A 14,759-nucleotide genomic window follows, 5' to 3' on the forward strand; every position below is an offset into this window, starting at 1 on the left:
GGAGAGTACGCTGGGCGATTTGCGGAGGCCAGCATAAAATAGACCGAGGTCTATTTTTGTCCGGGCGCGGGGATCAGGCCGAAGTGACCGGGTTTGGAAGCGGTTTTCCGGCGAAAAAGGCGTCGAGATTGGCGATTACGGCATCGCCCATTGCGATGATGGCTTCCGAGGTTCCGCCGCCGATATGCGGCGTCACCACCACGTTGGGCAGGGTGACAAGATCCTGACGCGGATGGGGCTCGTCCTCGAAAACATCGAGGCCGGCGCCCGCGATGGTGCCGTTTTTGAGGGCGGCAATCAGGGCGTCCTCGTCGATAGCGGAGCCGCGCGAGATATTGACGACATGACCGGAAGGGCCGAGCGCCGCCAGAACCCCGGCATTGACCATGTGACGGTTCGACTCGTCGGCGCGGTGGGCGAGGATGAGTGTGTCGGCCCATTCGGCAAGTTCGAGCACGGTCTCGAAATAGGGATAGGGGACGTCTTTCCTGCTGCGGTTGTGATAACCGATCTCGGCTTCGAAGGCGGCGAGCCGGTTCGCGATCTTCAGGCCGATGGCGCCGAGCCCGACGACGCCGATCCGGCGGCCCGTGATGCCGCGCGCGAAGAGGAGGGGCGCAGGGTTTTCGCCGCGCCATTGCCCGGCGCGGGTGAGACGGTCGCCAGTGACGACGAGGCGGACCGAGGCGAGAAGGAGTGCGACGGCGAGGTCCGCGACCGTGGCGGCATTGGCGCCGACGGTATTGGTGACGGTGACGTTGTGCCGGGCCGCCGCGCCGATATCGATCCCTTCATAGCCGGAGCCGAAGCAGCAGATGAGCTTCAGGTCGGGCATGGCGTCGAACCAGGCATCGTCGGCGCGCATCGTGCCGACAGTGACGACAGCATCGACGCCCTTCTGCGCCTGCGGATCGGCGACGATGGTGTACCGGTCGGTGAGCTTCCGCTCGAAAGCCTTGCCGAGCGGGAGGGCGATCAGAACGTTCGGTTTCATAAGTTACTCAATTCGACTGGGCGGCACGGGCGAGAAGCGCCTTTGCCTGTTTCAGATGGGGCATATCCAGCATGACACCGTCGAGCGCCACGACGCCGACATCGCCCGCCTGCTCGAAAGCGGCAATGACGGCGCGGGCATGGGCAAGGTCGGCTTCGTTCGGCGTGAAGACTTCATTGATGATCGCGACCTGGGCCGGATGGATCGCCATCTTGCCGGTGAAGCCGTCTCGCGCGGCGGCGCGGGCTTCGGCTTCGAGGCCTTTCTCGTCGCGGAAATCCTTCCAGACGCCGTCGATGGGCGCGACGCCGGCGGCGACGGCGCCGAGCAGCGTCAGCGTTCGGGCGAGCTGGTAGGGGCCAGTGTAGTTTCCGTGGTCGTCCTTGTTGTCGCGCGCGCCGAGCGCGGCGGAAAGATCTTCCGCGCCCCATGTGAGGAAAGCGAGGCGGGGATGCGAGCCGCCATATGTGCCGAGCGTGAAGAGAGAGGCGGCTGTTTCCGTGGCGACGCAGCCTATGCCGATGTCGCCGCCGCCGAGGCGGTCGATCCTGTCGCCGACTTTTTTCACGCAGGCACCAGACAGGGTTTTCGGGATGACGATCATGTCGGGTTTGGCGGGGATAATGGCTTCGAGGTCGGCTTCCCAGAAGGGTGTGTCGAGCGCATTGATGCGGAGCACGAGTTTGGGGCCGGAGCGGTCAGCGCCTTTCAGGTAATCGGTCGCGGATTTGCGCGCGGCTTCCTTGTTCGAAAGCGCGACGGAATCTTCCAGATCGAGGATAAGTGCGTCGGCGCCGGAGCCGAAGCCCTTGGCGAGTTTCTTTTCGCTGTCGGCGGGGACGAAGAGCAAGGACCTCATGGCTCAGGCCTCTTCGACGCTTTTGGCGTGCATGAAAGCCTGGCGCGTGCAGGAGGCAACTTCGTCTCCGTGCTGGTTGTAGGCCTTGTGTTCGAAGGTGACGATGCCGGCGAGAGGGCGGGACTTCGAGCGGCGCTTCGAAAGCACCTTCGTTTCGATCCGCAGCGTATCGCCCTGGAAGACGGGCTTCGGAAAGACGACGTCGTTCATGCCGAGATTGGCGATAGTGGTGCCAAGCGTCGTGTCGTTGACCGAGATGCCGATCATCAGGCCGAGGGTGAAGAGGCTGTTCACCAGCGGCTTGCCGAATTCGGTTTCGGTTGCCGCGTAGTGATGGTCGAGGTGGAGGGCGGCGGGGTTCATGGTCATGGTCGAGAAGAGGACGTTGTCCGTCTCGGTGACCGTGCGCCTGATCGGGTGCTTGAATATCTGACCCTCGCTGAATTCCTCGAAATAAAGTCCCGGCATGTCGATCCCTGTTGTTTCCGCAGGCTGTCTCGCCGCCCGCATCCCGGCTAGGTTATAGCCTCGCGCAGCAGAACGCGAAAAGACGCCGGGGAGGCTATATGGATTTCAGATTCAGCGAGGATCAGCAGGCGATCAGGGACGCCGTGGCGCGGATCTGCGTGAAGTATGACGATGCCTTCTGGCTGAAACACGACAAGGAAGGCGGCTTCCCGGAGGATTTCGTGCGGGATATCGCGGCTGGCGGCTGGCTTGGGGTCGCGATGCCGGAAGCCTATGGCGGTTCGGGGCTCGGCGTGACGGAAGCGGCCATCGTGGCGCAAACGATTGCCGAATCGGGGGCGTGTCTTTCGGGTGCTTCCGCCATTCACATCAACCTGTTCGGGCCGATGCCCGTGGTGGTGTTCGGGACCGAGGAGCAGAAGCAGAAGAACCTGCCGCCGCTCATCAAGGGCGAGGACCGCTGCTGCTTCGGCGTGACGGAGCCGGATGCGGGGCTCAATACCACCGCGATCTCCACCAAGGCGGAGTGGGACGGCAAGGCCTATGTGGTGCATGGGCGGAAGATGTGGACCTCGACCGCGCAGACGGCGAACAAGATATTGCTGCTGGCGCGGACGACGCCGAAGGAGAAATGCGCCAAGGCGACCGAAGGATTGTCACTCTTTTATACGAACCTCGATCGCGGTGGCGCCACGGAGGTTCGCGAGATCGAGAAGATGGGGCGGAAGGCGGTCGACTCGAACGCGGTGTTCTTCGATGGGCTACGGGTGCCGAAGGAAGACCTGATCGGCGAGGAGGGGAAGGGATTTCACTATCTGCTGCATGGGCTTAACCCGGAGCGGGTGCTGATCGGCGCGGAGGCGGTGGGTGTCGGCCGGATTGCGCTGAAGAAGGCGACGGATTATGCGCGGGAGCGGGAGGTGTTCGGCCGGCCGATTGGGCAGAACCAGGCGATCCAGCATCCGCTGGCGCGGTGCTGGGCGGAACTGGAAGCGGCGAACCTGATGGTGTTCAAGGCGGCGGCGCTTTACGACGCGGGCGAGAATTGCGGGGCGGAGGCCAATGCGGGGAAATATCTGGCGGCGGAGGCGGGTTTCCGGGCCTGCGAGACGGCGATCATGACGCATGGGGGCATGGGCTATGCCAAGGAGTTCCATGTCGAGCGTTATATGCGCGAAGTGATGATCGCGCGGATTGCACCTGTGAGCCGTGAGCTGATCCTGAGTTTCATTGCCGAGCGGGTGCTTGGCCTGCCGAAGTCTTATTGAGGTTGTCGATGGCATTCACCCTTCACGAGCGGCTTGCCGCCGATACGCTGCTGGTGGCCGACCTGCCGCTTTGCCGGGTGCTGCTGATGAATGACCGGCGGTTTCCCTGGCTGATCCTGGTGCCGCGGCGCGAGGGGCTGCGGGATTTCGATGATGTGGCGGCGAAGGAGAAAGCGAAATTCCATGCGGAGATCGACCTTGCCTCGGATGTGCTGAGGGAAGTGACCAAGGCACACAAAATGAATGTGGCGGCGCTCGGCAACATGGTGCCGCAGCTTCATGTGCATGTGATTGCCCGGTTTCCCGAGGATGCGGCCTGGCCGGCGCCGGTCTGGGGCGTTGGGACGGCCGAAGCCTACGGCGAGGAAGAGAGGCGTGCCCTTGTCGAACGGCTGGGACGGGATTTTCGCGGCTGAGGGCCGTCACGGTTAACGATTGGTTTAAGACTCGAGGCTCAATATCCGGGGGAAGACGGGGAGCGATTCACCCGCATTCCGGAGCCGGAGCCTTGAACACAGCCCTTGTTGCCGATCTTTCGCCCGCCTCGCGCCGCGCCGCGAGCCACCTGCTCGAACGCCTCGGCTTTCGGGTGGCGGGAGCGTCCGGCAGCGAGGAGGCGCTGGCGATGGCGGCGGGTACGGCGCCGGACCTCATCATGATCGACGGGCGGCTGGAAATGCCGAGCGGCGGGCTGCTGGTAGAGGCGTTGCGGCGCCTGCCGGGTGGGCAGGATTTCTGCCTTTTCCATGTGACGGGCGATGCCGCGCCGGCATCGGTGCGCCGCGCGATCGAGGCTGGGGCCGACGACTATCTCGCGAAGCCGTTCGATGAGGCGTTGCTTGCCTTCAAGCTGGGGCAGGCGCGGACGCGCGGGCGGCTCGCCGGGCGGTCGCACTTGCGGCTGGTGCAGGACAATTCAGCCGCCGGCGCCACGGCGTGGCGCTTTGGGCTGTTTGGCAAGGCCGTCTGATATCCACATTGTGGATATGTGCCCAAGCCTTTGAAATCACCTATATATAGAGTTGATCCTGAGATTTAGGGTTAAGGCGCCCTTGCGCCCCAAGATATTGAGAGATTGAATCCGCTTGCGGACCCAATCTCTTGTTTTTGCTGTCACTTTTCGTTCTGGGTGCTCCAGTGCTTCAGGTAGTCGAGGCTCGCGAGATAAGGCTTCAGCCCGAGGAAGCCCGCGACGATGGCGAGGGTCAAGACGATGGCCGGTACCACTGCCAGCGAGTAGCGCAGCATCGCTTCATCGCCATAGACATAGTCCGTCACCAGCGCGATCGAGGTGGGGCCGAGGCCGAGGCCGATGATCGTGACCACGAAAATCAGGATGGCGGAGGCGAAGCCGCGCATCTGGTTCGGCATCAGTTCCTGGAGCGCGGAGGGGCCGGCGCCGGTGGTGAAAGTGGCGAAAAAGGTCGAGGGGCAGAGCAGCAAAAGCGCAATCCAGGGGTCGTCCACCAGCGGATAGGCGATGGAGAAGGGGAAGGCGGCAAGGCCGGTGAAGGCGCAGACCATCATGCGGCCGTTGCGGATGCCCTTGCCGGTCAGGAAGTCGCCCGTCCAGCCGCCCGCGATGACGCCGGTGGTGCCGAAGATGACGATGACGAGGCCATACCAGAAGCCCGCTTCGGGATAGGTCCAGCCGTGGGTGCGGACGAAGAGGGTCGGAATCCAGGCAGCGACGCCATAGGCCATCATGGCCGAGAGGGCGTAGCAGAGGTTAAGCGGCACAATGGTGCGCCAGTTTTTGCCCATATATTCAAAGACTTCCTTCACCGGCACCTCGACGCGGCGGGAGATGCCGTCGGCGCCGGTTTCCTGACGGACATGGCCGCGGCGGACAGGCTCGCGAAGGGTCCAGACCCAGAGGGCGACAAGGATGCCGGGCAGGCCGACGACGAGGAAGGTGATTTGCCAGGCGTAGATTTCGCCGATCAGGGGCAGGGTGGCGCTGCCGCCTTCGGAGACGAGGGCGATAACGGCGGCGCCGATGATGAGGGCGAGGCCGGCGCCGATATAGACGCCCATGCCATAGACGCCGAGCGCAAAACCCAAGCGTTTCGGCGGAAAATAGTCCGCGATGATGGAATAGGCGGCGGGCGAGAGCGCCGCCTCGCCGACGCCGACGCCGGCGCGGAAGACGAAAAGCATCAGGAAGGAGCGCGCGGTGCCGCACAGCGCGGTCATCAAGCTCCAAACGAAGACGCCGAGGGCGATGATGTTGACGCGGTGGTAGCGGTCCACCAGACGGCCGATCGGGAGGCCTGCAACACAGTAAAAGGCAGCAAAAGCAAAGCCTTGCAGCAGGCTCATTTGCGTGTCGGAGATGGCCAGATCCCGTTTGATGGGTCCGACCAGGAGGCTCAGAATCTGCCGGTCGATGAAGGAGAAGGTGTAGGCGAGGACGAGAATACCGACCACGTACCAGCCGTAAATGGCTTTGGGATAAGGCTTTTCCGCCTCTTCTTTTGCAGGGTGATGAAGACTCTCCTCGACTTCCGCCGCGACGTCGATCTCGGCCATTCCGTATTTCCTCCCTCCAGGTGGTGCATGGTTTTCCCATGCTTTTGAGGAAGCTTAACGCGGAAGGATGGAAATGCGCGCGAAAAACGCAGGGTTTCCGCGATATTGAACGGTAAATTGAACTGGCACGGGGCTTGCGACCTTGCTCACCGGAATGAGAGGAAAAACCGGATGAGCCTTGTCGAAACCATTGGCATACAGCCGACAATCGCCACCGCGCTGCAGGCCGCGAGCCAGCGCACGGGGACCGATTTCGACTATCTGCTGAAGACGGCCATGCGCGAGTCGAGCCTGAATTGTGAAGCACAATCAAAGACTTCCAGCGCCTGCGGGTTGTTCCAGTTCACCGAACAGAGCTGGCTCGGCACCCTGAAGAAGCATGGCGAGGCGCTGGGTCTCGGTGACTATTCGGCGTCGATCACGCGCAATGCCAATGGCCGCTATGTCGTGGAAAATGCTGCCGAAAGGCAGGAAATTCTTGCCTTGCGGAACGATGCGCATGCTTCGGCGCTGATGGCGGGGGCTTATACGCAGGACAGCGCGGCGCATCTCGAGGGGCGGCTGGGGCGTGAGGTGAATGAGGGCGAGCTTTACATCGCGCATTTCCTCGGCGCGGGCGGCGCATCGAAGCTGATCGGGGCGGCGGAAGACACGCCAAATGCCCGTGCGGACACGCTTTTTCCAGCTGCGGCGGATGCCAACCGGTCGATCTTCTACAATGCGGATGGGCGCGCGCGGACGGTTTCCGAGGTCTATCGGAACCTGGTGGCGAAGCATGAAAATGCCGATGCCTCGCGGATGCAGGAAATGGCGGAAAACCGTCCACTGTCATCGAACCGTAATCAAACCGTCACAAAGGAAAAACCGGGCTTCACGGAGCAGCCGGCGGGCGAGGCGCGACGGAGCTATGCGACACGCGGCGCGGCGGCTTTATCCCCGGTTTCGGGCGGCGCCTATCCGGCCGCCAGCACGGGGACAAGTGTCGGACGCGCGCCGCTGCAACTTACCCCCGGTATCGTCGAATTGCTGGCCTCGCTCGACCCGATTCCCGAGGGCAGCGAAACGCTGCGGAGCGGGGACAAGAAAAATGCACGCGACGAAGCGGAAGCCCGCGACGAGCGGCGTGAGCGCGCGCGGATGCTGCCGCGCTCCGGCTTCGCCTATAGCTGAGACGGAACCAAGTTCCATTCCTCCCGTTGGTAGAGGAAGGCGGCTTCAAGTCCGCCTGCATTCCGATTGGAGGTACTTGTGGAGACCGATTTCACGACTGCCCTGTGGTCCGGCGGCAATCTCTGGCTTCTCGTGGTCGGCGGCGGCGCGGTAGTGCTTGGCGTTGTATTCGCCTATGCCACGATGCAGTGGCGCACGGCGCGACAGGAAGAGACCCCTGCCGAGAAGGCCGAACGCGAAGTCGTGACGCGAGAGAATTTCGGAAAGACCGAGCAGGGCAAGCACTGATCCGTCTCAGCCAGCAAGAGCGAGCAGACGGCGGAGCGGTTGCGGTCGTTCGACGAGATCGGCAAGCGTGGTGTCGTCCAGCACGGCAAGCCAGGCATCGAGCGCCTGCTTCAGCACGCGCTTGAGGCGGCAGGCGGGGCCGATGCGGCAGCGGTCCGTCTCGGCCGCGAAACATTCCACGATGCAGAAATCCTCTTCCATCGCCCGGACGACGTCGCCGATGCCGATTTTCCCGGCCGCGCGGGCGAGCCGCAGGCCGCCGCCGCGACCGCGCAGCGTTTCGACGAAGCCGGCGCGGCCGAGTTCATGCGCGACTTTCGTCAAATGGTTGCGCGAGATGCTGTAGCTCTCCGCCACTTCGGAAATGGTGGCAATCTCATCCGGCTTCAGCGCCAGATAAGTGAGGAGGCGCAGCGCATAATCCGTATGGAGGGTGAGGCGCATGGGGAGCTTTCGTGAACCGGCGAAATGCCGCAGGCGGGAAATGTTGCATTCGGCGCCGCGAGGCGTGACTTTAAAGATGTATCAAAGATACATGTTAAAGGAGCGGGCGATAATGGGCAATGACGAACCGGGCGGTGGCGAAGGCGAAAGCGAGAATGCCCGCTGGTGCATCGACGAGGATGCGAAGCGCCGCGCGACCGACGAGCAGGAAATCGAGCGGCTGGTGCGCGCTTTTTATGTGAAGGTGCGGAGCGATGCGGTTCTCGGGCCGATCTTCGACGGCGTCATCGGCGAGGACTGGGAACCGCATCTGAAAAAGATGTTCGACTTCTGGTCCTCCGTGATGCTGACCACCGGCCGCTACAAGGGGCAGCCGATGCGGGCGCATCTGAAGCTGAAAGAGGTGAGCCCCTCGCATTTCGACCGCTGGCTGACGCTTTTCCGCGAGACGGCGGACGAGATCTGCGCGCCGGAAGTGGCGGACCTCTTCACGGAGAAGGCGGCGCGGATCGCGGAGAGCCTGCAGCTCGGTATGTTCTTCGAGCCGGCGCTGCACGATCCGGAACGGCAAAGACGCTGAGGACATTCCGACGCGGGACGGCTTTGCGGGAAATCTGTTACATAGAAACGGTCTGAAGCAGAACGGGGCCGGCGTGGCAGCATCGCAGGAAAAAGTCGCAGCGCCGCAAGCGCGCGCATGGCATTCGCTGGAGCGCGAGGCCGTTCTGGCCGAGACCGGCAGCGGGCATGGCGGCATCTCCGAGGAGGAGGCGGCGCGGCGGCTCGAAGCCTATGGGCCGAACCGGCTGCCCCGCGCGAAGCCTCGCGGGCTCGCGATGCGCTTTCTCCTCCAGTTTCACAATCTCCTCATCTATGTGCTGATCGCGGCGGGTGTTCTCGCGGCGGGGATCGGCCATGTGACCGACGCTGCCGTGATCCTGCTGGTCGTCATCCTGAATGCGATTATCGGCGTCGTACAGGAAGGGCGCGCGGAACAGGCGCTCAACGCGATACGCGACATGATCGATCCGCATGCCTCGGTGATGCGTGGCGGACGGCGGCTGACGATCGGCGCGGACGAGGTGGTGCCGGGCGATGTGGTGCTGCTGGAAGCGGGGGATCGGGTGCCCGCCGACCTGCGGCTGCTGAAAGCGCACAACCTGAAAGCCGACGAGGCGGCACTGACGGGCGAGTCCGTGCCGGTCGACAAGAGCACCTCCCCGGTGGATGCAGGAGCGCCGCTGGGCGACCGCTTTTCAATGGCGTTTTCCGGCACCTTCATCGCCGCCGGACAAGGGGCAGGCGTGGCCGTGGCCACGGGCGCGGCAACGGAGCTTGGACATATCAGCGGTATGCTCGGCGATGTCGAGCGGCTGACGACGCCGCTGGTGCGGCAGATGAACCTGTTCGCACGGCAGGTGACTGTGGCGGTGCTTGGCGTTTCCGCGCTCGTCTTTCTCTACGCGGTTTTCGCGGGCGGCTATTCGTTCAGCGACGCCTTCATGGTGATGGTGGGGCTGGCGGTTGCGGCGATCCCCGAAGGGCTGCCCGCCGTCATGACCATTGCGCTTGCCGTCGGCGTGCGGCGCATGGCGAGCCGCAATGCCATCATCCGCCAGCTGCCCGCCGTGGAGACGCTGGGATCGGTGTCGGTGATCTGTTCCGACAAGACCGGCACGCTGACCCGCAACGAGATGACGGTGCGCGCGGCGGTGACGGCGGCTGGACGAACGGATGTCGAAGGGGCGGGCTATGCGCCGGAGGGGCGGTTTCTCGCGGATGGGGCGCCTGCCGACATTGCCGCCTATCCGGTGGTGGAGGAATTGTCGCTGGCGGGGCTGCTGTGCAACGACGCGCATCTGCGCCATGCGGACGGGAACTGGCTGGTGGATGGCGACCCGATGGAGGGGGCGCTGGTTTCGCTTGCGGCGAAAGCGGGGCACGACATCGACGCCGCGCGCCAACGCTTCACGCGGCTCGACGTCATTCCCTTCGATGCGCGGCATCGCTACATGGCGACGCTCAATGCGCGCGGGAGCGGCGCGCCGGTGCTTTACCTGAAAGGCGCGCCCGAGCAGGTGGTGGCGATGTGCGCGCGCGCCGCGACGGCGGAGGGCGAGGGGGCGGTGGACGCGGATTACTGGCAGCGGCAGATCGAGGCGCTGGCTTCCGACGGCCAACGCGTGATTGCGCTGGCGCGGCGCGTGATGCCGGAGGGTTGCACGGAGATTTCGCCGCGCGATGCGGAAGAGGGGCTGACATTACTCGGCATTGCCGGGCTGATCGATCCGCCGCGCGAGGAAGCGATGAAGGCGGTGGCCGAATGCAGGGCGGCGGGCATCAGCGTCAAGATGATTACCGGCGACCACGCCGCCACCGCCTGCGCGATCGCGCGGCAGCTCGGCATTGCCGACGAGCCGAGGACCGTGACGGGCGCGGAACTGGACCGGATGGCGGATGATGAATTCCGCAGGACGGCGCGGGAGGCGGCGGTGTTCGCGCGGACGAGCCCGGAACACAAACTGAGGCTGGTGGAGGCGTTGCAATCGGACGGCTCGGTGATCGCGATGACGGGCGACGGCGTGAACGACGCGCCGGCGCTGAAGCGCGCGGATGTGGGCGTCGCGATGGGCGGCAAGGGAACGGAGGCGGCGAAGGAGGCGAGCGAGATGGTGCTGGCCGACGACAATTTCGCGTCTATCGTCGCCGCCGTGCGCGAAGGGCGGACGGTCTATGACAATATCACCAAGGTGATCACCTGGACGCTGCCGACCAATGGCGGCGAGGCGCTGACCATCATTCTCGCGATCCTGTTCGGGCTGACGCTGCCTGTGACGCCGGTGCAGATTCTCTGGATCAACATGGTGACGGCGGTGGCGCTCGGCCTGACGCTGTCGTTCGAGCCGACGGAGGCGGGCGCGATGCGCCGGCCGCCGCGACAGGCGGGGCAGAGGCTGCTGTCGGGCAGGCTGCTGTGGCGGATCGTTTTCGTCTCGCTGCTGATGGTGGCGGGCACGTTCGGCATCTATGCCTGGGCGACGAGCCGGGGCCTGCCGGTGGAGACGGCGCGGACGATGGTGGTGAACGCGCTGGTCGTCATGGAAATCTTCTATCTTTTCAGCGTGCGCTATGTGCATGGCACGTCGCTGACATGGCGGGGGGTGCTGGGCACGCCCGCCGTTCTCGCGGGCGTGGGGACGGTAATCGCGGCGCAGTTCGCCTTTACCTATATGCCGTTCCTTCAGGGCATTTTCGGCAGCAGGCCGGTCTCCCTGACCGACGGTGCCGTCATAGTCGGCGCGGGCATTTTGTTGCTGGTCGTGGTCGAGATCGAGAAGCGCGTGGCGGCGCGGTTCGGATTTGTAAGGTGAGAACTTCCGAAGGCCGGGTTTGACAGGGGCGGTCCATCTCCCTACTCCAATTGGTAAAAGCCATTGGGGCGAGGGAGGCCCGATCCATGAAAAGCCTGTTGATTGCCAATCGCGGTGAAATTGCCGTGCGCATTGCGCGCGCGGGTGCGGAACTCGGATTGCGGACTGTCGGGGTCTATGCGGAGGATGATGCGCTGTCGCTGCATGTGCGGGCGGCGGACGAGGCGTTGCCGCTGACCGGCACGGGGGCAGCCGCCTATCTCGACATCAAGCAGATCGTGGCCGAGGCGAAGCAGGCGGGATGCGACGCGATCCATCCGGGCTATGGCTTCCTGAGCGAGAATGCGGCTTTCGCGGAAGAATGCGCGAAGGAGGGGATTATTTTCGTCGGACCTTCGCCCGAGGCGCTGCGGCTGTTCGGCGACAAGGCCAAGGCGCGGGCGCTCGCCGAGAAAGAGGGTGTGCCGCTTTTTCCCGGCACGAACGGCGCCACGAGCCTCGAAGAGGCGCGGGCTTTCATGGAGAAGGTGAAGGCGCCGATCATGCTGAAGGCGCTGGCGGGCGGCGGCGGCCGCGGGATGCGCGCCGTCACCGACATCAAGGAATTGCCGGAAGCCTATGAACGCTGCCGCTCGGAAGCGACGGCGGCATTCGGCAGCGGCGACCTCTATGCCGAGAAGCTGGTGCGGAAAGCGCGGCACATCGAAATCCAGATCGTCGGCGACGGCAAGGATGTGATCGATCTCGGCGAGCGCGAATGCACGCTGCAGCGGCGGAACCAGAAGGTGGTGGAGGTTGCGCCAAGCCCGACGCTCGACGCAGGGCTTCGCAAGCGGCTGGTGGAGGCGGCGCGGAAGCTGGCGGGCGCGGCGAACTACAAGGGGCTTGGCACGTTTGAATTCCTGATCGACATGGAAGCGAAAAGCGCGGAGAGCGCGATTGCCTTCATGGAGGCCAATCCGCGATTGCAGGTGGAGCATACCGTCACCGAAGAAGTGACGGGGGTCGACCTCGTGAAGACGCAGCTCAGGATCGCGGGCGGCGCGACGCTGAAGGAAGTGGGGCTGACGGAGACGCCAAGCCCTCGCGGTTTCGCGATCCAGCTTCGCGTGAACATGGAGCGGATGAACGAGACGGGCGAGGCTGTGCCGACGGGCGGCGTGCTCAATACGTTCAACCCGCCTTCGGGGCCGGGCATTCGCGTCGACACGTTCGGCTATGCCGGATACCGCACGAGCCCGAACTACGACTCGCTGCTGGCGAAGCTGATCGCACATTCGCCGGCGCCGGACTATGCGGCGGCGGTGGCGCGGGCGCGGCGCGCGCTCAGTGAATTCCAGATCGAGGGCGTGACGACGAATATTTCGTTCCTGCAGGCGCTGATGGCGCGGGACGACGTGCAGGCGAATGAGGTGAGCACGGGCTTCATCGCGGAACATGCGGGCGAGCTGGCAAAGGCGGAGGCGACACCGGGGCGCTATTTCACCGGCGGGAACGGTACGGGCGCGGCGGCGGCTGCCAGACATGTGGAAGGGCCGGCGGGGACGACGCCTGTTCCTTCGTCGATGCAGGGCAAGGTGATTTCCGTCGATGTGGCGGAAGGCGCGACGGTTGCGAAGGGACAGCAGATCGCGGTGCTCGAAGCGATGAAGATGGAGCACACCATCGCGGCGCCGTTCGGCGGCACGGTGCGGAAAATCGCCGCCGTGACGAATGCAACGCTGATGGAGGGAGAGCCGATCCTCTTCATCGAAGAGGGCGCGGGCGACGACGCGGCGGCGGTGACGGAAGAAGCGGTCGATCCCGATTACATCCGCCCCGACCTGCAACATGTGATCGAGCGGCATGCGCTGGGGCTCGACGAGAACCGGCCGGACGCTGTGGCGCGGCGGCGCAAGCGCAACCAGCGGACGGTGCGCGAGAATATCGACCAGCTCTGCGACGAGGGGAGCTTCATCGAATATGGCGCGCTGGCGCTGGCCGCGCAGCGGAGGCGGCGCTCGCTGGAGGAGCTTCTGAAGATGAGCCCGGCGGACGGGCTGGTGTCGGGCATCGGCACTGTGAACGCCTCGCTCTTCGGCGAAGAGAAGGCGCGCGCGATGGTGATGGGCTACGACTTCACCGTGTTCGCAGGGACCCAGGGTGCGATGAACCACAAGAAGATGGACCGCATGCTCTTCCTCGCGCGGGACCAGAAGCTGCCCATCGTGCTGCTGGCGGAAGGCGGCGGCGGGCGGCCGGGCGACACGGACACGGCGGGCGTTGCCGGTCTCGACACGCCGAGCTTCCACACGTTTGCGACGCTTTCAGGCAAGGTGCCGCTTGTCGGCATGACGGCGGGGCGGTGCTTCGCGGGGAATGCGGCGCTGCTCGGCTGCTGCGACGTCATCATCGCGACGGCGGATTCCAATATCGGCATGGGCGGCCCGGCGATGATCGAGGGGGGCGGGCTCGGCGTTTATGCGCCCGAGGATATCGGCCCGGCGGCGGTTCACCGCAAGAATGGCGTCATCGATATTTTCGTGAAGGACGAAGAAGAAGCGATCGAGGCCTGCCAGAAGTATCTTTCGTATTTTCAAGGTGCGGTGGAGAAGTGGGAGGAGAGCGACCAGCGGCTATTGCGCCACATGATCCCCGAGAACCGGTTGCGCGCCTATGACATCGACAAGGTGATCGAGGGCGTGGCGGACAAGGGATCGGTGCTGGAACTCAGGCGCGAATTCGGTATCGGCATCAAGACGGCGCTTATCCGCATGGAAGGGCGGCCGATGGGGCTGATGGCGAACAATCCCTATCATCTCGGCGGCGCCATCGACGCGGAGGCAGCGGACAAGGCGGCGCGCTTCATGCAGCTTTGCGATGCGTTCGGGCTGCCGATCCTGTCGCTCTGCGACACGCCGGGCTTCATGGTGGGGCCGGAGATCGAGAAAGAGGCGCAGGTGCGCCATGTCAGCCGCATGTTCGTGACGGCGGCGAATATGAGCGTGCCGCTCTTCGCGGTGGTGCTGCGCAAGGGCTATGGGCTCGGCGCGCAGGCGATGACGGCGGGGAGCTTTCATGCGCCGTTCTTCAACATCTCCTGGCCGACGGGCGAATTCGGCGGCATGGGCCTCGAAGGGGCGGCGCGGCTCGGCTATCGCCGCGAGATGGAGGCGATCGAAGACCCGGAGGAGCGCGACGCCTTCTACCGCAAGATGGTCGACCGCTATTACGAGAACGGAAAGGCGACCAATATGGCCGCCTTCCTAGAAATCGACGCGGTGATCGATCCGGCGGAGACAAGGCACTGGATCACGCGGGGCTTGAAATCGCTGCCGCCGATGGAAGCGAAACCCTCCCGCGCCTTCATCGATACGTGGTGAGGT

General features: G+C 64.4%; 13 protein-coding genes. 8 read left to right on the plus strand and 5 right to left on the minus strand.

Features of this window, described 5'->3' with window-relative positions:
* Window positions 1–73 precede the first annotated feature (73 nt).
* The 3 genes from PLAV_RS13585 to PLAV_RS13595 are packed head-to-tail and all read right to left on the minus strand — an operon-like array spanning window position 74 to window position 2,321.
* Window positions 74–994, minus strand: a complete 921-nt coding sequence (locus PLAV_RS13585) for a 2-hydroxyacid dehydrogenase (RefSeq protein WP_012111604.1) — start codon at window positions 992–994, stop codon at window positions 74–76.
* A 7-nt stretch (window positions 995–1,001) separates the two neighbouring features.
* On the minus strand, window positions 1,002–1,853 hold the full coding sequence (locus tag PLAV_RS13590; RefSeq protein ID WP_012111605.1) for an HpcH/HpaI aldolase/citrate lyase family protein: 852 nt from the start codon (window positions 1,851–1,853) through the stop codon (window positions 1,002–1,004).
* Between the two features lie 3 nt (window positions 1,854–1,856).
* Window positions 1,857–2,321 (minus strand): MaoC family dehydratase, encoded by a 465-nt coding sequence (locus PLAV_RS13595; protein ID WP_012111606.1) that lies wholly within the window; start codon window positions 2,319–2,321, stop codon window positions 1,857–1,859.
* A 98-nt stretch (window positions 2,322–2,419) separates the two neighbouring features.
* Between PLAV_RS13595 and PLAV_RS13600 the strand changes: the two genes are divergently transcribed.
* The 3 genes from PLAV_RS13600 (at window position 2,420) to PLAV_RS13610 (ending at window position 4,559) form a co-directional block, all read left to right on the plus strand.
* Complete coding sequence (locus tag PLAV_RS13600) at window positions 2,420–3,589, plus strand: acyl-CoA dehydrogenase family protein (RefSeq protein WP_012111607.1); 1,170 nt, start codon at window positions 2,420–2,422, stop codon at window positions 3,587–3,589.
* 8 nt (window positions 3,590–3,597) lie between these two features.
* Window positions 3,598–4,005: an HIT domain-containing protein gene (locus tag PLAV_RS13605; RefSeq protein ID WP_012111608.1), complete on the plus strand. Its 408-nt coding sequence runs from the start codon at window positions 3,598–3,600 to the stop codon at window positions 4,003–4,005.
* Window positions 4,006–4,097: 92 nt separating this feature from the next.
* On the plus strand, window positions 4,098–4,559 hold the full coding sequence (locus PLAV_RS13610) for a response regulator (protein ID WP_012111609.1): 462 nt from the start codon (window positions 4,098–4,100) through the stop codon (window positions 4,557–4,559).
* Window positions 4,560–4,702: 143 nt separating this feature from the next.
* Here the strand turns inward: PLAV_RS13610 and PLAV_RS13615 are convergent, their stop codons facing one another.
* Entirely contained in the window at window positions 4,703–6,121 is a 1,419-nt protein-coding gene (locus PLAV_RS13615) for a spinster family MFS transporter (RefSeq protein WP_012111610.1), read from the minus strand.
* 171 nt (window positions 6,122–6,292) lie between these two features.
* On the opposite strand from PLAV_RS13615, the gene PLAV_RS19060 reads away from it, so the two are divergent.
* Both PLAV_RS19060 and PLAV_RS13625 read left to right on the plus strand, forming a co-directional pair.
* A complete protein-coding gene (locus tag PLAV_RS19060; RefSeq protein ID WP_012111611.1) occupies window positions 6,293–7,291 on the plus strand; it encodes a hypothetical protein in 999 nt (332 codons plus the stop codon).
* 78 nt (window positions 7,292–7,369) lie between these two features.
* Window positions 7,370–7,579, plus strand: coding sequence for a hypothetical protein (locus PLAV_RS13625; RefSeq protein WP_143710226.1), 210 nt, complete (start codon window positions 7,370–7,372; stop codon window positions 7,577–7,579).
* 6 nt (window positions 7,580–7,585) lie between these two features.
* Here the strand turns inward: PLAV_RS13625 and PLAV_RS13630 are convergent, their stop codons facing one another.
* On the minus strand, window positions 7,586–8,023 hold the full coding sequence (locus PLAV_RS13630; protein WP_012111612.1) for an Rrf2 family transcriptional regulator: 438 nt from the start codon (window positions 8,021–8,023) through the stop codon (window positions 7,586–7,588).
* Between the two features lie 112 nt (window positions 8,024–8,135).
* Here PLAV_RS13630 and PLAV_RS13635 point away from each other — a divergent pair, with 112 nt between their 5' ends.
* From PLAV_RS13635 to PLAV_RS13645, 3 genes are all read left to right on the plus strand, one after another.
* Window positions 8,136–8,603, plus strand: a complete 468-nt coding sequence (locus tag PLAV_RS13635; protein WP_012111613.1) for a group III truncated hemoglobin — start codon at window positions 8,136–8,138, stop codon at window positions 8,601–8,603.
* A gap of 73 nt (window positions 8,604–8,676) precedes the next feature.
* Window positions 8,677–11,394, plus strand: coding sequence for a cation-transporting P-type ATPase (locus tag PLAV_RS13640; protein ID WP_012111614.1), 2,718 nt, complete (start codon window positions 8,677–8,679; stop codon window positions 11,392–11,394).
* Window positions 11,395–11,480: 86 nt separating this feature from the next.
* Complete coding sequence (locus PLAV_RS13645) at window positions 11,481–14,756, plus strand: carboxyl transferase domain-containing protein (protein ID WP_012111615.1); 3,276 nt, start codon at window positions 11,481–11,483, stop codon at window positions 14,754–14,756.
* The last annotated feature ends 3 nt before the right edge of the window (window positions 14,757–14,759 follow it).

Source organism: Parvibaculum lavamentivorans DS-1, assembly GCF_000017565.1.
In the GTDB taxonomy this organism is placed as follows: Bacteria; Pseudomonadota; Alphaproteobacteria; order Parvibaculales; family Parvibaculaceae; genus Parvibaculum; species Parvibaculum lavamentivorans.